The sequence below is a fragment of the Bacteroides sp. f07 genome (assembly GCF_042854785.1).
GTDB lineage: Bacteria > Bacteroidota > Bacteroidia > Bacteroidales > Bacteroidaceae > Bacteroides.
The window spans coordinates 3,055,222-3,074,158 of the sequence record NZ_BAABXI010000001.1 but is presented as its reverse complement, the minus strand read 5'-3'; the positions used below and the strand labels follow the sequence as shown (position 1 = coordinate 3,074,158).

12 protein-coding genes are annotated in these 18,937 nt (G+C 42.4%); 10 read left to right on the top strand and 2 right to left on the bottom strand.

What is annotated here, in order from left to right:
• The first annotated feature begins 46 nt into the window (after positions 1 to 46).
• From pulA to ACGHVY_RS12610, 3 genes are all read left to right on the top strand, one after another.
• Complete coding sequence (gene pulA, locus ACGHVY_RS12620; RefSeq protein WP_390599357.1) at positions 47 to 2,047, top strand: type I pullulanase; 2,001 nt, start codon at positions 47 to 49, stop codon at positions 2,045 to 2,047.
• 378 nt (positions 2,048 to 2,425) lie between these two features.
• On the top strand, positions 2,426 to 3,892 hold the full coding sequence (locus ACGHVY_RS12615; RefSeq protein WP_390599356.1) for an ATP-binding cassette domain-containing protein: 1,467 nt from the start codon (positions 2,426 to 2,428) through the stop codon (positions 3,890 to 3,892).
• Positions 3,893 to 3,987: 95 nt separating this feature from the next.
• Positions 3,988 to 4,503 (top strand): RNA polymerase sigma factor, encoded by a 516-nt coding sequence (locus ACGHVY_RS12610; RefSeq protein WP_390599355.1) that lies wholly within the window; start codon positions 3,988 to 3,990, stop codon positions 4,501 to 4,503.
• A gap of 538 nt (positions 4,504 to 5,041) precedes the next feature.
• On the opposite strand, the gene ACGHVY_RS12605 is transcribed toward ACGHVY_RS12610, so the two are convergent.
• The gene (locus ACGHVY_RS12605; protein WP_209319475.1) at positions 5,042 to 5,554 is read right to left on the bottom strand and encodes a hypothetical protein; all 513 of its coding nucleotides are present in this window, start codon (positions 5,552 to 5,554) and stop codon (positions 5,042 to 5,044) included.
• 1,065 nt (positions 5,555 to 6,619) lie between these two features.
• On the bottom strand, positions 6,620 to 7,048 hold the full coding sequence (locus ACGHVY_RS12600) for a hypothetical protein (RefSeq protein ID WP_308745460.1): 429 nt from the start codon (positions 7,046 to 7,048) through the stop codon (positions 6,620 to 6,622).
• Between the two features lie 321 nt (positions 7,049 to 7,369).
• Here ACGHVY_RS12600 and ACGHVY_RS12595 point away from each other — a divergent pair, with 321 nt between their 5' ends.
• From ACGHVY_RS12595 to fsa, 7 genes are all read left to right on the top strand, one after another.
• Positions 7,370 to 8,437 carry a FecR family protein gene (locus ACGHVY_RS12595; protein ID WP_390599354.1) on the top strand — a complete coding sequence of 356 codons (1,068 nt, stop codon included), beginning with the start codon at positions 7,370 to 7,372 and terminating at the stop codon, positions 8,435 to 8,437.
• Between the two features lie 19 nt (positions 8,438 to 8,456).
• Complete coding sequence (locus ACGHVY_RS12590) at positions 8,457 to 12,050, top strand: SusC/RagA family TonB-linked outer membrane protein (RefSeq protein ID WP_390599353.1); 3,594 nt, start codon at positions 8,457 to 8,459, stop codon at positions 12,048 to 12,050.
• A gap of 22 nt (positions 12,051 to 12,072) precedes the next feature.
• Positions 12,073 to 13,500 carry a RagB/SusD family nutrient uptake outer membrane protein gene (locus tag ACGHVY_RS12585; protein ID WP_308745463.1) on the top strand — a complete coding sequence of 476 codons (1,428 nt, stop codon included), beginning with the start codon at positions 12,073 to 12,075 and terminating at the stop codon, positions 13,498 to 13,500.
• Positions 13,501 to 13,517: 17 nt separating this feature from the next.
• Positions 13,518 to 16,028 carry a zinc-dependent metalloprotease gene (locus ACGHVY_RS12580; protein ID WP_390599352.1) on the top strand — a complete coding sequence of 837 codons (2,511 nt, stop codon included), beginning with the start codon at positions 13,518 to 13,520 and terminating at the stop codon, positions 16,026 to 16,028.
• A 239-nt stretch (positions 16,029 to 16,267) separates the two neighbouring features.
• Positions 16,268 to 17,014 carry a 2,3-diphosphoglycerate-dependent phosphoglycerate mutase gene (gene gpmA, locus ACGHVY_RS12575; RefSeq protein WP_390599351.1) on the top strand — a complete coding sequence of 249 codons (747 nt, stop codon included), beginning with the start codon at positions 16,268 to 16,270 and terminating at the stop codon, positions 17,012 to 17,014.
• A gap of 28 nt (positions 17,015 to 17,042) precedes the next feature.
• On the top strand, positions 17,043 to 18,095 hold the full coding sequence (locus ACGHVY_RS12570) for a class I fructose-bisphosphate aldolase (protein ID WP_308745466.1): 1,053 nt from the start codon (positions 17,043 to 17,045) through the stop codon (positions 18,093 to 18,095).
• A gap of 67 nt (positions 18,096 to 18,162) precedes the next feature.
• A complete protein-coding gene (fsa, locus tag ACGHVY_RS12565) occupies positions 18,163 to 18,819 on the top strand; it encodes a fructose-6-phosphate aldolase (protein ID WP_308745467.1) in 657 nt (218 codons plus the stop codon).
• Positions 18,820 to 18,937 lie beyond the last annotated feature (118 nt).

Sequence of the window (18,937 nt, the reverse complement as noted above, 5' to 3'; positions counted from 1 at the left end):
TAATCAACAAGCGAAAATCGTTATCACAGGAACAGGAGAGTATAAGATGGGAATTAATTATTCAGCAATAGTAGGGGTGACTACAGTGGCGACAGTTATGAGTTGTTCTTCGGCGAAAAAGGAATATGCTTCCTTCGAGCTATATCCGGTTCGTCCGGGAAGTCTTACGGAAATGGAATATGCGCCGGAGGCTACCAAGTTCACTCTCTGGTCGCCGACAGCGGAAGAAGTGCGCCTGATGCTTTATGATGAAGGCGAAGGCGGACATGCCTACGAAACAGTAAAGATGGAACCCGGTGAAAACGGAATCTGGACGACTGTAGTAGACAAGGATTTGCTCGATAAGTTCTATGCTTTCAACGTGAAAATCAACGATAAATGGCAGGGAGACACACCGGGTATTAACGCTCATGCTGTCGGAGTGAACGGAAAACGCGCCGCTATCATTGACTGGAAAACGACGAACCCCGAAGGGTGGGAGAGCGACCGGCGTCCGCCGTTGAAATCTCCTGCCGACATGATTATCTACGAAATGCACCATCGTGACTTTTCCGTCGATTCTACTTCGGGAATAAAGAACAAAGGAAAATACCTCGCATTGACCGAACACGGCACGATGAATTCGGATAAGCTGCTGACCGGCATCGACCACCTGATTGAGTTAGGAGTGACACATGTGCATCTTCTGCCTTCCTATGACTATGCTTCCGTAGACGAAACAAAACTGGACGAAAACCAGTATAACTGGGGATATGACCCGCTGAACTACAATGTTCCGGACGGTTCGTACGCAACAGACCCTTATCAGCCTGCTACCCGTGTGAAAGAATTCAAGCAGATGGTGCAGGCATTGCACAAAGCCGGTATCCGGGTGATAATGGACGTAGTCTACAATCATACCTTTAATACAGTGGAGAGTAACTTTGAACGTACCGCTCCCGGTTATTTCTACCGTCAGAAAGAAGACGGCACGTTGGCGAACGGTTCGGGATGCGGCAACGAGACGGCAAGCGAACGCCCCATGATGCGTAAATTTATGATAGAATCTGTCCTCTACTGGATGAAGGAATATCATATTGACGGTTTCCGCTTTGACTTGATGGGAGTTCATGACATTGAGACTATGAACGAAATCCGTAAGGCGGTGAATGAAGTAGATCCTACTATCTGTATCTATGGGGAAGGTTGGGCAGCCGAGACTCCCCAATATCCTGCTGATTCGCTGGCAATGAAAGGAAATGTCGCCCATATGCCGGGAATAGCTGTTTTCTCCGATGAATTGCGTGACGGACTCTGCGGGTCGGTTTGGGAGAAGGCGAAAGGAGCTTTTCTTGCCGGAGTTCCGGGGGGAGAAAATAGCGTTAAGTTCGGTATTGTCGGAGCCGTAGAACATCCGCAGGTACGTTATGATTCGGTGAATTACAGTCAGAAGCCGTGGGCGGAACAGCCTGTTCAAATGATTAGCTACGTCTCTTGCCACGATGGATTATGCCTTACAGACCGATTGAAAGCGAGTATGCCGGGGATTACTCCCGAACAGCTTGTCCGTCTTGATAAATTGGCGCAGACGGTAGTCTTTACTTCGCAAGGCATCCCGTTTATCTATGCCGGAGAGGAAGTGATGCGTGACAAACAGGGAGTGGACAACAGCTATAAGAGCCCGGATGCAGTCAACGCCATTGACTGGAGACGCAAGACGACGAATGGAGACGTTTTCATGTATTACAAGCGGTTGATTGATCTTCGTAAATCTCATCCTGCCTTCCGTATGGGAGATGCGGACAAGGTTCGGAAGCATTTGGAGTTTCTTCCCGTAGAGGGCAAGAATTTGATTGCGTTCCATCTGAAAGACCATGCGAACGGGGATCGTTGGGGCGATATTGTTGTAGCCTTTAACTCCCGTACTACTCCCGCCCGTCTTGAAGTGCCTGCCGGCAAATACACAGTCGTGTGCAAAGACGGCGTGATAGACGTCCGCGGACTGGGAACGCAAACCGGACCGGAAGTGATTGTCCCCGGTCAGTCTGCGCTGATTATGTATAAGTAAACCTTACTTCTATGCTGGCTTTGACGAGCCGGCTTTTAATTTCCGCATATACAGGTATGCTGCCTGCACCTGCTTTTTAAGGCCTGTCTTAGCTTGGATGTAATATGATAAAACGTATTTGTAACATTCAGGAGATACCTATCTGCTTTGTTATGCGACACGTACGAGACTGAATGCCTACGTCAAAATTGCCATATAGAGCCGACATTATGTAGTATCCAGCCATCTATTTCATGTTCAGTATTGGCTTGGTTCATTTTCATTCGGTATTGAAAACAAACTTTTAGCACGGTTTTCCTGTAAATAGATAAGAAAAGTGCTTATCCTGTGATAAAATTGTTACCTTTGCGGTCAAAAATAAAACAGAATATAAGAAATATGAGCCAAAATACATTTAGCATGGCGGGGGGCGTTGCACGCAACCCGCTTGTGCGTTTGGATAAACCTGTCACGGCAACTATCGGTGCAGATGAACATATAGCCATTGTAGGCCCCAATGGAGGTGGAAAGAGCCTTTTTGTAGATACATTGACCGGAAAATATCCGCTACGTGAAGGAACACTCCAGTATGACTTTTCCCCTTCCGCTACTCAAACCGTTTATGATAATGTGAAATATATCGCGTTCCGTGATACTTATGGAGCGGCGGATGCCAACTATTACTACCAACAGCGTTGGAACGCACACGATCAGGATGAAGCACCGGACGTCCGCGAAATGTTGGGAGAGATTAAGGACGAGAAACTGAAAAATGAACTGTTCGAACTTTTCCGCATCGAACCTCTTCTCGATAAAAAGATAATCCTTCTTTCGAGCGGTGAACTACGTAAATTCCAGCTCACAAAGACACTGTTGACAGCCCCCCGCGTCCTGATAATGGATAACCCGTTTATCGGACTGGACGCGCCTACCCGCGAACTTCTGTTTTCTTTGCTCGAACGTCTGACAAAGATGTCGTCCGTTCAGATTATCCTGGTGCTTTCTATGATGGATGATATACCTTCCTTTATCACTCACGTTATCCCTGTCGATAAAATGGAAGTGTTTCCCAAGATGGAACGCGAAGCCTACCTGACCGCTTTCCGCAATAGAGACGCAGCTATCTCTTTTGCTGAATTGCAGAAACGAATTATTGATTTGCCTTATGACGGCAACAACTATGATTCGGACGAAGTGGTGAAACTGAATAAGGTAAGTATCCGCTATGACGACCGCACTATTCTGAACGAACTGGACTGGACAGTGCATCGTGGGGAAAAATGGGCGTTGAGCGGAGAGAACGGTGCAGGAAAGTCTACATTATTGAGTTTGGTTTGTGCGGATAATCCACAATCATACGCTTGCGACATCAGCCTTTTCGGACGCAAACGGGGAACCGGGGAAAGTATTTGGGAAATAAAGAAACACATCGGGTATGTAAGTCCCGAGATGCACCGTGCCTACCTCAAGAACTTACCGTCTATCGAGATTGTAGCTAGCGGACTGCATGACAGTATCGGACTGTACAAACGTCCCCAACCGGAGCAGATGGCTGTCTGTGAGTGGTGGATGGATATATTCGGCATTGCCGGTTTGAAAGACAAACCTTTCTTGCAGCTTTCCAGTGGAGAGCAACGTCTGGCTCTGTTGGCACGTGCTTTCGTCAAAGATCCGGAATTGCTGATTTTGGACGAGCCGCTTCATGGATTGGATACTTATAATCGTCGTCGGGTAAAGAAGATTATTGAAGCCTTTTGCCAACGTAAAAATAAAACCATGATTATGGTGACGCATTATGAATCGGAACTTCCGAATACAATTACAAACCGCATCTTTTTGAAAAGAAATGAAACGTCAATATATTAGAATGTAACTCCTAATATTTTTTAATGAATTGATTGTTTTTTGTGTTATTTGGCTATCTTTGTGCTCAATTAAATGCAAAAAGTAATCAGAAAGACATGAATGATAGCCAAAATGCTATAGCTGTAATATACAGGAAACATTGGCGGAAACTCTATATTCATGCATATAATCTGTTGAATGACGGAGAAAGTGCAAAGGATATCGTGAATGATGTCTTTTGCTCTGTGCTTGAAAATAGTAGGCAGTTGACAGAGGAAACTGATTTACTTCCTTTGTTTTATGTCATGGTGAAGAACCGTTGCATTGACCACATACGTCATCAGAATGTGGTTAATCGGAATGCGGAAAGATACTTGGAAGAACTTTATAGCGGTTGGACTGCCAAAGAGTATCGGGACTATGAAGATAAAATAGCCCGGATGCAGGAGAGTATCCGCCAGATGGCGCCGCAAATGCGTATAGTAGTGGAGGAGTTTTTTCTGAATGAAAAGAAATGTGCGGAAATTAGTGAAATATTAAATATCAGTGATAATACAGTCAGAACCCATATTGCCCGGGCTTTAAAAATACTCCGTAAACGATTGAGTGTCTTTTTACTTATTACAGTTTAATGTTGAATCCTGCTCTTCACAGGTTTCACACTTTAGCTGAATGGTTATAAGTCAGATATTTATGGTGAATGGAAGTAGGAAAAACAAAGTAAATAACCCTTCACACCCTTCACGCACTTATATGGATTTGTTGGGCATATATGTTTGACGTGTTGGAGCTATATGTCTGGCATATTGGATCTATATGTCCAATACGCACGGCATATATCTCCTGTAAACAAGGTATTAATACCTGATAATTCAAGAGTTAATACCTTATAGCTCAAGAGTTAATACTTGATAACTCAAAAGTTAATACCCAATGGGTCATTTGCTATAAGCTAATTTGTTTTAGCTTATAGCATATTCTTTTTTGCTTATAGCATATTTACTTTAGCTCATAGCATATGAAAAAAAGAGGTGAAGGATGTGAAGGGTTGTTTGCTTTGTTTTTCTACTTCCCTTCACCATAAATATCTGATTTATAGTTGTTCATCTGAATGGTGAAGCCTGTGAACCGTTGGGAGAGTTCATTTACTTGTTAGGGTTGTTGATTGCTTTATGCTTTTTCAAGTACTTTCTCTATTATATTTAACCGTCTGACAAATTCGTTTTTATACTTCCAACTTTCATGTAAGTTAGCCCAAATTCTCAAACGATTTATAGCCACTTGAACAAAATATTTGTAATCAACTTCTATCAAACCTTCATCCACTAATTGACCTAATGCTGTTGCAATGACAGAGGAGTCAAGAGTGAAAATATATTGTTGGTCGTCAAATTCATCATTATCTATTTGACTTTTTATCTTGAGTTCGTCCACAAGATTTTCTTCGTTGTAGTCATCGTAGTCGTCAAATTCTCCCACACTTTCTATAACCCAGGCAATACAATATCCAACAGATATTTTTTTATTTTTCTTACGCCATTTTCGGAATTCACACAAGGCAGTATGTCCTTCATCTGAACCAAATGGAGATAATTCATCTGAAGCACTCCAAAAAAAATCTTCTGTCAGTAATTCTATTGCTCTTGCGTGAGCGTTATTTTTATCAATTCCTTCAAATTTCATATTCGCATTATATTTATTCGTTTGTTATATGCATTTTCTAACTCACTAAAAATTTGAAAACCTATATATGATTTAGGATTTGGATATTCCTTTCTATAATAACAATTCCAATAGCTAATCATCTGGCTTTTTGTTCTATTATAGAACTCGTTATTTTCAGATATAAAGTAAAGGTAATTTTCAATATTATTATCTATTTGAACTTTTATGTCAGGCAATATATCTTTTACATATTCACCTAATAACCTAAAGCAGAACGGTATTATCCAATACTCTGTACAGAATAACAGATTGCGCAAATGCTTCTGTCTAATAAAACCATCATGATGTTTGGTGAAAATGCAGTCTAAAATATATTTCTGTATAGTAGTCAAATTCCCGGACGCAGGCTCACTAAAGTAAATTCGTTCCGGTATTGTTAAGAGGATATTATTAATTTTGACGTTATATGACCTCTTATGAATATCTCCGTCCTTGATTTTCAAATTATCAATGACTACTTGAACATCCTCTTTCAAATTTAGAGGGAAACACATTATTAGTTCTTCTTTTTTCATCGTCAATAGTGTTCGGAGAATAATCGATCTTTTTTGGGATTTTCATTTATAAATCTTTTGTTGGTGCTTGCAAAATTTCAAATGTTTCATTGAGGCTATTACAATTAGTATTTAAAACAATCCGTATTTTGCAAGGCATATTATATCTCTTATTACTGTTCAATACTTGGATAGATAGAATATTCTCTTTCAATTCAAACTTTACATCTTTATAGTTGGAATACAAACAATTTATTTGGTCATTGTATTCTATATAAGTTTCATCCTCATACGAAAGTCTTGAAATTGAAATGTAGTTATCGCCTTTTATAAATGAAACTTCTATTATTTCTATTCAATATTCTTTCGGATTAATCTCTAATCTATTACACTCAAATATCAGAATTTCAGATTTACTATCAGTAAGCTCTTGCATATTTCTGTTTTTATATTGATTACACTCTCGTTGCTAATGGGTTGTGAATAACTGATCGTTAGGGTGGTTCATTCGCTTGTTAGCAATAACTTATTATAATCCCAAATACCATTCTAAAAAAGAATTGAAGTTTTTCCATTGTGGAGACAGCTTTCCATTCTGAAAATTGATTAGTTTTTCTCCCAATTCAATTTCGAGAACTTCTCCTGTATTACGGTTATAGAAAAAAACGCCTTCCGCCTCAAAACTATCTAAAGGAAGATATTCTTTCGGCAGTTCCAAATTATTCTGCAAAGTTTCTGCTCTTTGAGCATAAGTTGAATATACAAGAAACCAACATATATTATCTATACTACCAACTCGCCCTTTAAAACTTGTTTCCGTTGTATGAAGACAAAAGAATGCAAAATCACTATTTAAATCAATTCCTAAATCTATCAAAGCCTTTTTATATGCTTTATCTTCTTTTTCCGAATATACACCTTGTTTATTCAAATAGTCTATCACTTTATTACTTAGCATGATTTGATGATATTTTATTTGTTTAACTTTATTGCTAACGTTACGCTAACAGCGAAACAATAAACATCCACTGTTATTTTCTTTAATAATATTGTAATAAAAATACGTCATTCTATCTATGCAAGCAACTAAAAAGAGCATTATCTTCGTTCTGTGCTTTGAATATTGTTATATAGCATAAAATATGAGGTTTGCGTTTCTTTTTTGTACCTGTTTTTCCAGTCAATTTGTTCTTTCTGAATTTCCATCAAGAAAAAAAATCTCTCTTAGGTGTCATTAATTTCGGTTGGCTCTACGTATTAAGATAAACAGTTGATTACTATGATGGAAAATCCAGACCAGAATTCAGATTATGCATTGCGTGTGATACAGGAACCGCGACTAAGGGAGACGGAAGAGTTCAACCAGTGGATTAGCGTACCTGAAAACAAGGAGTTATTTCTCGACCTGATGGCTTGCAAGGAAGCTGTGATGCGTGAAAGCCTGGATAGGAGACGCAAGGCAAAAACGAAAACACGTATTTGGGTAGCGGCTTCTGCGGTGGCTGCCGTTTTGGTTTTGGCCTTTCTTATACCTTCTTTACTTCCTTCTTCCTATATAAAAAAAGAGGAACCGGTGCGATTCTTTGCCGCAACTGTCAGTGGAGAACATGTGATGCTGCAAATGGACGGTCATCATGAACAACAACTGTTGGAAGACAGTGTGATGGATATCAAAGAATGGAAAACATTGGCACCGGATACCACCTGTTGCCAAACGTTGACTACACCACGTGGAAAAAGTTTCCTGTTGGTATTGTCCGACGGGACTAAAGTGTGGATAAATGCTGAAAGTAGCCTGCGCTATCCTGTCGCATTCAACGGGAAGGAACGACGGGTAGAGCTGAAAGGTGAAGCCTGTTTTGAAGTGGCAAAGGATGAAAAATGTCCCTTTATCGTAAGTGCCGACGGTATGGATACCCATGTGCTGGGCACTAAATTCAATGTACGTTCATACACAACAGAAGACCGCCACGTGACATTGGTGCAGGGAAAAGTGCAAGTGACCAACACGAGCAGCCTTACGTCCGTAGTGCTTCAACCCGGACAGGACTTGACCTATACGGAAACCGGAGAAGAGAAAATATCGTGTGTCAACATAGCTACTTATACGGCATGGACAGAAGGAATGTTCTATTTTGAAGATTCGTCACTGGAAGAAATTATGAGTTCTCTGGGCAGATGGTACAACGTGAATGTCGATTTTGAACGGGTGGAACTATACAATATCCGCCTGAACTTTTGGGCGAACCGCAACGCCCACCTGGACGAGGCGGTGGAACTGCTGAATAAACTGGAAAAAGTACGTGTAGATTATCAGGACGGAACTATTACGATTAAACATATATAACTTTACAAATACAACTCTTATGAAAAAGCAACAAATTACATTGTCTTACAAAAAGGCAATGAGAAAGGTCGTATGGATGAAAGTCGCTTTCTTATTGCTGATGTTTGTAACTGCCCTGCATGGACGGGCACAAGATACGGACAGCAAATTAATTTCTTTGGAACTAAAGGAAGCGTCACTGGGAGAGGCTTTGAAGCAGTTCAGCAATGTGTCCGGTTATAAGGTGAATTTTCCTAGTGAAGATGTCGGAGCGTACCGGGTAAGCGTAAGCATACGCCAGTTGGCGCCTTTGGCGGCACTTCAGAAAATCTTGGAAGGGAAGCCTTTTGAATATGAAGTGAAACAGCATTTTATCACTGTTCGTAAAGTGAAGCCTGCATCGACTACTCGTAAAGTCAGAAACATTGAGGGGCGGGTAGTGGATGAAAAAGGGGATCCGTTGCCGGGGGCGAATATCCGGGGAATCGACAGCCCGTTTGGAGCTATTTCCGATATCAAAGGAAATTTCACTTGTAAAGTGATGGAGGAAACCCACACATTGGAAGTCTCTTTTGTCGGTATGCAAACTGAAAAGGTATCTATTAAAGGGCGTACTCATGTCAATGTGATTATGCATGAAGATAAACAGCAACTGGGTGATGTCGTCGTGACTGGTTATCAACGCATTAGCCGCGAACGTTCTACTGCCTCTTTCGGCTTTATAGATTCCGAACAATTAACAAGGCAGATGCACACAGACCTGACTTCGTCTCTGGAAGGACAAATAGCCGGCCTGCGTATGGATATCAATCCGAATAACGGTGATATGAGTCCCATCCTTCGTGGTGTAGGTACATTCTCAGATAAGATAGGCACAAAACCGCTAATCGTAGTGGATGACATGCCGACCGACCTGACTTTGAGTGAAATAAATCCTTATAATGTAGAGAGCATTACTGTCTTGAAAGATGCCGCAGCAGCCAGTATTTATGGCGCTTTGGCAGCGAATGGCGTTATCGTGGTAGTTACCAAACAGGCCAAAGAAGAGGGTGCGCATGTGAATATCAATGCTGATTGGTTCATCACCAGCAAACCGAATTTCAACAGTTTGAACCTGGCTTCTACAAGCGACATTATTGATTATCAAACAGCGGTGTTTGATGCGAATGTAGCCGAATCAGGCAGTGCGTCCGGTTTTTTGTCCAGCTATAAGGCTGGCTACTATAATCCGTTGTTCCAACTTTATCTGGATCGGGAGAATGGTACATTAAGTAATAGTGAAGTCGAAGCCACATTGAATCAGTGGCGTAATAATGACTATTATAAAGAATATCGTGACAATGCCTGGCGCACGGCTGTAACTCAGCGTTATAATGTGTCTGTATCGCAGAAAGTCGGAAAAAACAATCACTTCCTTTCGTTCAATTATGAAAATGACAAGGGGCGTACGATAAATGATAAAAGGAATAAATTCTCCTTGTATTATAAGTCGAACTATGCTATCACCAGTTGGTTGAATGTGAATGCCGGGGTGGACGCCCGTCTGGGAAGTAGCGATACACCGAATACCCTGTTTACCAGTTACACTATGCAACAACGTTATGAAAGGATAATGGATGCCGATGGTAACCGTTATAATTCTCCTTATGTAAATGTAAGTGGATATTCGGGTGGAGCTTACAATGGAAGTGTCGTGAACAAGGCGGAAGGTGTTTCACCTTATAAAACATTTGGTTTTAATGTGCTTGATGCATTGGGTGAAGGTGCTGCTAAATCACGTAATGTCAGCATCCGCCCGTTTGTCAGTTTGCAGGCACGATTCCTGAAGATGTTTAAATATAACTTCATGTATCAATATGAATGGAATCATAGCAAGAGTGAAGTGTTTGATGCGGAGGACTCCTATTTGATGCGTATGACGTACAACTCTATGATTGATACGAATGGAAATTCGGCAATGCCGAAAGGCGGACGGTTCTTTCAAGATGAGTTGAGCAGTAACCGTTATACTGTACGTAACCAGATAGACTTTGACAAAAGTTGGAAGAATCATACAGTGACTGCCATTGCCGGACTTGAATTCAGGGAAAATAAGATTCCGAAACCTACACGGCAATTAATGTATGGATACGATCCTCAGACACTGACTTCTGACATTATAGATTGGCAGGCATACCGTGACGGTGTAGGAACCAGTGCACTTTCCGGCAATACGATTACTTTGAGTGGCCTGTCGCCTACGTTGCAAGAATCACGTCATCGTTATGCATCTTTTTATGCCAATGCAAGTTATTCTTATTTGTCCCGTTATAATGTATCCGGAAGTATCCGCTGGGATCAGGCGGACTTGTTCGGACTTGATATCCGTAACCAGCGTCATCCCTTGTGGTCTGTCGGGGCGTCCTGGATTATGTCGGAAGAGTCATTTATGAAAGATATTGTTTGGCTCGACTTCCTGAAAGCACGTATGACCTATGGTATCAACGGTAATGTGGATCAGAGTTCGACTACCTATTTTGTAGTAAAGCAGAAGACCCAGAGCAATCCGATCAAGACGACTTACCTGACTTATGATGATGATGATCTTCCGAACCCGAAACTCCGTTGGGAGAAAACAGCCACTTATAATGTGGGACTGGATTTCCGTCTTTTCAATAATTTGGTCAATGGTAGTTTGGAGTATTACAACCGCCACTCATCTGATTTGCTTGTACGCCGCTACATGGATCCTACATTGGGGGCTAAATCACGTGTAGTGAACAACGGTGAGATGCGCAACCGGGGTATCGAATTTTCTCTTACTGCCAATCTCATCAGGAAGAAGGACTGGAATTTTGCTGTTGATTTCAACTTTGCCCATAACAAGAACAAGATGTTAAAGGTGGATCATAGTGATTCGGACACTTCGACAAGTTTTATTATGAGCCCGCAGAACTACTTTATGGAGGGAACCAGTTATAATACGCTTTGGGCTTACCGTATAGACCGTATTGAAAATGGATATCCGGTAGCGGTGGATAAGGACGGAAACGACCTGGTGACGTTCAACGAGGATGGTACGGTTGCCAATATTACTACCGGATCGTCACTGAAAGGTACTGAGAATCTTGTAAATCTTGGCTCGTTGACTCCGAAATTCAATGGAGCAGTGTCCTTGAGACTTAGCTACAAGGGAATTGCCTTGAATGCTTTCTTTGTATATGCAGGCGGTAACAAACTGCGTAATAGTGTGGTAAGTATGAGTGACCAGGTGGGAAGCCAGACGTTGAAAGACATAACCAACCGTTGGAGTGCGGATGCACCGGATGCAAATGTACGTATGTATATTGATATGCCCACAAAGGTTAAAACTTACGCAAGTACTTTCCAGGATTGGTGGCAATATGGTGATATTAATGTGAAAGATGCCGGTTATGTGAAATTGCGTAGCTTGAGTCTGGGGTATAGTTTGCCGTCTGGTATCTGCCGTCAAATCCGGCTTAATTCATTGAATTTGAAGTTGCAAGTGAACAACCTGTTTACCTGGTGTAAGGCAGGAAGCGACATTGACCCGGAAAGCTACGGATTGAACAGCGGCACACGCGGCATGGTTTCACCCAAGACTTATTCTATCGGATTATCAACAAGTTTCTAATTATTTAAAAAGAATATAGGATATGCGTAAATTACTTTATATATTGCCGGTTCTGCTTATCTTGGGATTTGCGGCTTGCGAGAATTACGTGGATATTACCCCTACAGGAAAGAAGACTGTGGACTCTACTGAGACTTATTATGAATTGGTGGCTTTGCCGAACCGGAGTTATTATCCGTCATCTTTTGCTTTGTTGAGTGATAATGTCTGGTCAAAAGAATCGAATATTATCGGCAAGGAATATCTTTCCTCTGATGGAATCAATATGACTTTTAATGAGGATGCCGATCGTAAAGAATTAAGTGATAATAATCTGTATGCAAACTGTTATCAATACATCTTACGCTCTAACATCGTGATTTCATTGGTAGATCATAGTACAGGTGACAAGGATGTGAAGGAACTGGCTAAAGCGGAAGCAAAAATCATGCGTGCGTGGGATCATTTTATTCTAGTGAATACATTTGCTAAAGCCTATAATCCGGAGACAGCAGCCACTGACGGTGGTATTGCTATTGTCAGCGAATATGACTTGGAAGCGACTCCTACCAAAGCTACTGTTGCCCAAGTCTATGACTTTATCATCAAGGATATCGAGGATGCGTTACCTTATCTGCAGGAAGAACCGGTGAATGTATATCATCCGTCGAAAGCATTCGGCTATGCATTGGCGGCACGCGTTTACTTGTTCCACCGTGACTGGAAAAAAGCTAAGGATGCGGCGGAGGAATCTTTGAAACGGAACAATGCCTTGATAGATTATATAGCTTTGGATGCCGTCGGGGGGCCGACTAAGGTTTCAACTTATGCCAAAGGTGGCAACCCGGAAGTGTTGAATTATGCTTATATGGGTAGCACCTCGGACAATCCTGCTTATACCTATGGTATGATTAGTCCGGAACTGGTACAGCTTTTCGGAGATAATGACGAGCGTTTGAACCTATTCTTCAAAACGACCGGTAATCTTGAGTATTATTTTGACGAGGGTTCCGGAGCTGCTTTATGGAATACTGCCCTTACCTATTCTAAGTTTCAATACATGGCTGTAGGTATGCGTACTGCCGAAGTTTATTTGATTTTGGCAGAAGCTAATGCACGGTTAAACGATTTATCCGGGGCTGTCAAAGTACTGAACTTGTTGCGCGAGAAACGTATCAAGGGGAGTGAAGCAGTACTGCCAGAACCAGCTACACAACGTGAGATGATACAGGAAATCATCAATGAGCGTCGTAAAGAACTGCTCTTCGGATTCAGCCGATTCTGGGATTTGAAACGATTCAATACGGAAGCCGACTATGCGAAGACGATAACCCGCACTTTCCCGTTGGTTACCACAGATGTGGAGCAGAAAACATATACGTTGAAACCGGATTCACGTTTGTATATCATTCCGTTCCCGATGGCTGCCCGTGAAAAGAATCCGAATCTGACACTGAATACTAACGAATAAAATAAATCAGGAAAACAATGCAAAAGATTTTGATGATAATTGTATTGGTGCTTTGGGCGTTGCAAGGAGCCGAAGTACAGGCAAGCGATACCAGTCTGCTGGAATTTAGGAAGAAGGGTCTGGGAGTCCGTGAAGATACAGTTAAGAAAGACACTGTCAAGAAAACTACACCTTATGAAAAACTGCTGAAAGAAGGCGGCAGTGAATGTGAGGGGATGTTTACAGTACGTCATATCAAAGATGACTGGTATTTTGAAGTGCCGGATTCTTTGTTGGGACGGTTATTGTTGGTTGTTACCCGTTTTAAAGCCGTGCCGCAAGGCTTCAAGATGATTAGTGGCGAAGAGGTGAACCGGAGCGTGGTTTATTGGGAACAACATAACGATAAGATTCTCTTTCTGCGTGAGTATGTACAGTCACAGTTTGCCCGTCCGGGTGATAAGATAGCGGAAGCGTTGAAGCAATCGACGGTAGATCCGGTTATTGCTAAATTCGATGTTATCGGTAGAAACCCGGAAACTCAGGCGCAGCTTGTCAATGTGTCCAAGTTTCTTTTGAGCGATAACAAGACGTGTGGCTTTACATCAAGTGACCGTTCCATTCTTAGTATCGGTTCTTTGGTACAGGATCGTACATTTATGGATACCATCAAGACGTATCCTATTAATGTAGAGGTGACAACCTTGCGCACTTACAATGTCACTTCCGGCAAGTTGCCGGCTACTGCAACAGGTTCGGTAACTGTGAAATTGAATACCAGCATGGTAATGTTGCCTAAAGAACCCATGCAGCCACGACTGGCGGACGAACGGGTGGGATTCTTCCAAAATCCGATAACAGAGTTTTCAGATAACCAGCAGGTTACTGTACGCGGAGCTATTGTCCAGCGTTATCGGTTGGAACCGAAAGACCCGGAACGGTATCGTCGGGGACAACTTACTGAGCCGAAACGCCCCATTGTATATTATATAGACCCGGCAACACCGAAGAAATGGATACCTTACCTCAAAGCGGGTGTGAACGACTGGAATGCGGCCTTTGAAGCTGCCGGATTCAAAAATGCCATCATGGCTAAAGAATGGCCGAATGATCCTACTATGAGCTTGGATGATGCACGTTATAGCGTATTGCGTTATCTGCCGTCGGAAAATGAGAATGCTTATGGGCCGCGCATTGTGGATCCTCGTAGCGGAGAAATCATGGAAAGCCACATTTGCTGGTATCACAACGTGATGAACTTACTTAAAAAGTGGTATATGGTGCAGTGCGGACCTTTGGATAAGCGTGCGCAGACAATGACCTTTGATGACGAATTGATGGGTAAGTTGATTCAGTTCGTTTCCTCGCACGAAGTGGGGCATACCCTCGGTCTGCGTCACAACATGGCGGCAAGTTCGGCTACGCCGGTAGAAAAGTTGCGTGACAAGGCTTGGGTGGAAGCCAATGGCCACACGGTGTCAATAATGGATTATGCACGGTTTAATTATGTGGCACAGCCTGAAGACCGGATTTCGGAAAAAGGGCTTTTCCCCCGTATAGGCGACTATGACAAATGGGCAATAAAATGGGGTTACCAATATCGTCCTGAATTTAAAGACCCCTTTAAGGAGAAAACAGTATTACGTGCCGAAGTCACGAAAAAGCTTCAGGGTGACCATCGCCTGTTGTTTATCGGTGACGAAGGGAAAGGTGCTGACCCGCGCAGCCAAAGTGAGGATTTGGGCGATAATAATATGAAGGCGAATGAATATGGTATAAAGAATCTGAAAAGGGTGATGGAAAATATAATGACTTGGACAGCGCAGCCTGACGGTCAGTATGATGACTTGAATACGATTTATAAATCAGTCCGTGCCCAACATCTGAAATATACCCTGCAAGTGCAGAAGAACCTGGGGGGGCGTTATTCTAATAATCTGCCAGGGATGAAACCTTATGATTACCTGCCGCGTAGTGTACAGAAAGAGGCTGTTGAATGGCTGGGACGCAATCTGTTCGAGGCTCCGCTTTGGCTTTATCCCGATAAGGTGGTGAGTTGTACGGGAGTCAAACCTATGGACGAAATTCGTGACCGCCAAAGTTCCTTAGTCGCTCTATTGCTTGCACCGGGGATGTTGTATAATATCTATTCGGCTTCTTTGTGCGGTTCGGAACCGTATCCGCTTGATGAATATCTGAATGATGTGTTCACTGCGATATGGAAACCTTTGAATGCTTCCAATGAGCTGGAAAATAATCTCCGTCGCCAGTTGCAACGGTCTTATCTGACATTTATCGGACGTATGATGAATCCCGAAAGTAAGGATATCGCCAATGCGAATGCGACATTCAACCGCTCTGATATCCTGCTCTTTGTAGAAACGCATTTTGACAAGGTTGAAGAATATGTGGAAAAGCAGCTCGCTGTTTGTAAGGAAGGTGATTTGAATTATCGCCATTATGCGGCTTTGCTACGTGACATCAAGAAGACAAAAGAAGCGTATTATGGTAAAAACGCTGACACGTCTGTTTCTGCAATGGCCTTTTAAGAGAAAACGGAAAATCGGGATAGATTTTCAGGACATATAAATTCTCTCTTTTTCTTGAATAAACTTGCTTTTCCTTTCGGGGAAAGGTGAGTTTATTTTTTATATACATATTCCCTATATTTTACTGATATACTGAAAGAATCATCTTTTCCGGGTATTGATAACTATTCATTCTTTGGTGAACTTTGTAGAGAAGCAAAATGTTCTATATGTAAAAAGAAGAAAGGAGATTTATAAGAATGAAAAAGATAGTATTGCTTCGTCATGGAGAAAGTGCCTGGAACAAGGAAAACCGTTTTACGGGCTGGACGGATGTAGACCTGACCGAAAAAGGAGTTGCCGAAGCGGAGAAAGCCGGTGTGACACTGAAAGAATATGGATTCAATTTCGATAAAGCCTATACCTCTTATCTGAAAAGAGCTGTAAAGACACTGAACTGTGTGCTGGACAAGATGGATCTGGACTGGATTCCCGTAGAGAAAAACTGGCGCTTGAATGAAAAGCATTATGGAGAGTTGCAGGGACTGAATAAAGCGGAAACTGCCGAGAAGTATGGTGAAGAGCAAGTGCTCGTATGGCGTCGTAGCTACGATATAGCTCCTAATCCGCTTGCGGAGAATGATTTGAGAAACCCGCGCTTCGATTATCGTTACCATGAAGTTCCCGATGCCGAACTCCCCCGTACTGAATCATTAAAAGATACCATCGAACGTATTATGCCTTATTGGGAATCGGATATATTTCCCAGTCTGAAAACAGCCCATACCTTACTGGTGGTGGCTCATGGCAATAGTTTGAGGGGTATCATCAAGCATCTGAAACATATTTCGGATGAAGATATTATAAAGCTGAACCTGCCTACTGCCGTGCCTTACGTGTTCGAGTTTGACGAAAACCTGAACGTGGCTAATGATTATTTCCTCGGAAATCCCGAAGAAATAAAGAAGCTGATGGATGCAGTAGCGAATCAGGGGAAGAAAAAATAGAATAGTTATACATTAAAAAAACAAAGTTATGAGTAAAGTAGTTGAATTACTAAGAGATAAAGCCAATTATTATTTGGATCACACTTGCGAAACCATTGATAAGTCATTGATTCATATTCCGTCTCCCAATACAATAGATAAGGTTTGGATTGATTCCGACCGGAACATACGCGTATTGAACAGTTTGCAAACCCTGTTGGGGCACGGACGTCTGGCAAATACAGGGTATGTATCCATACTTCCCGTCGACCAGGATATAGAGCATACTGCCGGTGCTTCCTTTGCTCCGAATCCGATTTATTTCGACCCGGAAAATATCGTGAAACTGGCTATTGAAGGCGGCTGTAATGGAGTAGCTTCCACGTTCGGAATTCTTGGTTCCGTGGCACGTAAATATGCCCATAAAATACCTTTCATCGTGAAACTGAACCACAATGAGTTGCTTTCTTACCCGAACAGCTTCGACCAGGTCTTGTTCGGTACTGTTAAAGAGGCTTGGAATATGGGAGCGGTAGCTGTAGGAGCAACCATCTATTTCGGTTCGGAACAGAGCCGTCGCCAGTTGGTAGAGATTGCCGAGGCTTTTGAATATGCGCACGAACTGGGTATGGCAACCATTCTTTGGTGCTACCTGCGTAACAATGATTTCAAGAAAGGTGCTGTAGACTATCATTCCGCTGCTGACCTTACCGGACAGGCCGACCGTTTGGGAGTCACTATCAAAGCGGATATTGTGAAACAGAAACTTCCTACTAATAATGGTGGTTTTAAAGCTATCGGCTTCGGTAAGATTGATGAGCGTATGTACACCGAACTAAGCTCCGAACACCCGATTGACCTTTGCCGCTATCAGGTAGCCAATGGTTATATGGGACGTGTAGGATTGATTAACTCCGGTGGAGAGTCTCATGGAGAATCTGACTTGCGTGATGCTGTCATTACTGCTGTGGTCAATAAACGTGCCGGTGGTATGGGATTGATTAGCGGACGTAAAGCGTTCCAGAAACCGATGAATGAAGGCGTAGAGTTGTTGAACACCATCCAAGATGTATATCTCGACCCGGAAATAACAATTGCTTAATTCCGGATGAATGGAAATAAATTCTTATCTTTGACTATTAGATAGTTAACCATTAAAAATTAGAAGTATGAAGTTTTTTATTGACACAGCCAATTTGGAGCAGATTCAAGAGGCGTATGACCTCGGAGTACTTGACGGAGTGACTACCAACCCTTCGCTGATGGCGAAAGAAGGTATCAAGGGCACGCAGAATCAGCGTGAACATTATATCAAGATATGTGAGATTGTCAAAGGCGACGTGAGTGCCGAAGTGATTGCAACCGATTATGAAGGTATGATTCGCGAGGGCGAAGAACTGGCTGCTCTTAATCCGCATATCGTAGTGAAAGTGCCTTGCATTGCCGATGGTATCAAAGCTATCAAGTATTTCACGGAGAAAGGAATCCGTACAAACTGCACATTGGTCTTTTCCATAGGACAGGCACTGTTGGCGGCTAAAGCCGGAGCTACCTATGTCTCACCTTTTGTCGGACGTCTGGATGATATTTGTGAAGATGGAGTAGGGCTTGTCGGCGATATTGTACGTATGTATCGCACCTATGATTACAAGACGCAGGTACTGGCTGCATCTATCCGTAATACGAAGCATATCATCGAATGTGTGGAAGTGGGAGCGGACGTTGCTACTTGTCCGTTGAGTGCTATCAAGGGCTTATTGAATCATCCGTTGACGGATTCGGGATTGAAGAAATTCCTGGAAGACTATAAGAAAGTGAATGGTTGAGTAGGCAATGAAACTTGCAATATATTAAAATTATTAGGCACGGATTACACGGAATTTCACGGTTTTAAGAGATTGATTAATCAAAAACCGTGTAATCCGTGTAATCCGTGCCTGAAAA

What these genes read in the sequence shown, in the direction of transcription:
- pulA (WP_390599357.1), top strand. Translation starts at nt 47, where the DNA reads ATGGGAATTAATTATTCAGCAATAGTAGGGGTGACTACAGTGGCGACA.
- ACGHVY_RS12615 (WP_390599356.1), top strand. Translation starts at nt 2,426, where the DNA reads ATGAGCCAAAATACATTTAGCATGGCGGGGGGCGTTGCACGCAACCCG.
- ACGHVY_RS12610 (WP_390599355.1), top strand. Translation starts at nt 3,988, where the DNA reads ATGAATGATAGCCAAAATGCTATAGCTGTAATATACAGGAAACATTGG.
- ACGHVY_RS12605 (WP_209319475.1), bottom strand. Translation starts at nt 5,554, where the DNA reads ATGAAATTTGAAGGAATTGATAAAAATAACGCTCACGCAAGAGCAATA.
- ACGHVY_RS12600 (WP_308745460.1), bottom strand. Translation starts at nt 7,048, where the DNA reads ATGCTAAGTAATAAAGTGATAGACTATTTGAATAAACAAGGTGTATAT.
- ACGHVY_RS12595 (WP_390599354.1), top strand. Translation starts at nt 7,370, where the DNA reads ATGATGGAAAATCCAGACCAGAATTCAGATTATGCATTGCGTGTGATA.
- ACGHVY_RS12590 (WP_390599353.1), top strand. Translation starts at nt 8,457, where the DNA reads ATGAAAAAGCAACAAATTACATTGTCTTACAAAAAGGCAATGAGAAAG.
- ACGHVY_RS12585 (WP_308745463.1), top strand. Translation starts at nt 12,073, where the DNA reads ATGCGTAAATTACTTTATATATTGCCGGTTCTGCTTATCTTGGGATTT.
- ACGHVY_RS12580 (WP_390599352.1), top strand. Translation starts at nt 13,518, where the DNA reads ATGCAAAAGATTTTGATGATAATTGTATTGGTGCTTTGGGCGTTGCAA.
- gpmA (WP_390599351.1), top strand. Translation starts at nt 16,268, where the DNA reads ATGAAAAAGATAGTATTGCTTCGTCATGGAGAAAGTGCCTGGAACAAG.
- ACGHVY_RS12570 (WP_308745466.1), top strand. Translation starts at nt 17,043, where the DNA reads ATGAGTAAAGTAGTTGAATTACTAAGAGATAAAGCCAATTATTATTTG.
- fsa (WP_308745467.1), top strand. Translation starts at nt 18,163, where the DNA reads ATGAAGTTTTTTATTGACACAGCCAATTTGGAGCAGATTCAAGAGGCG.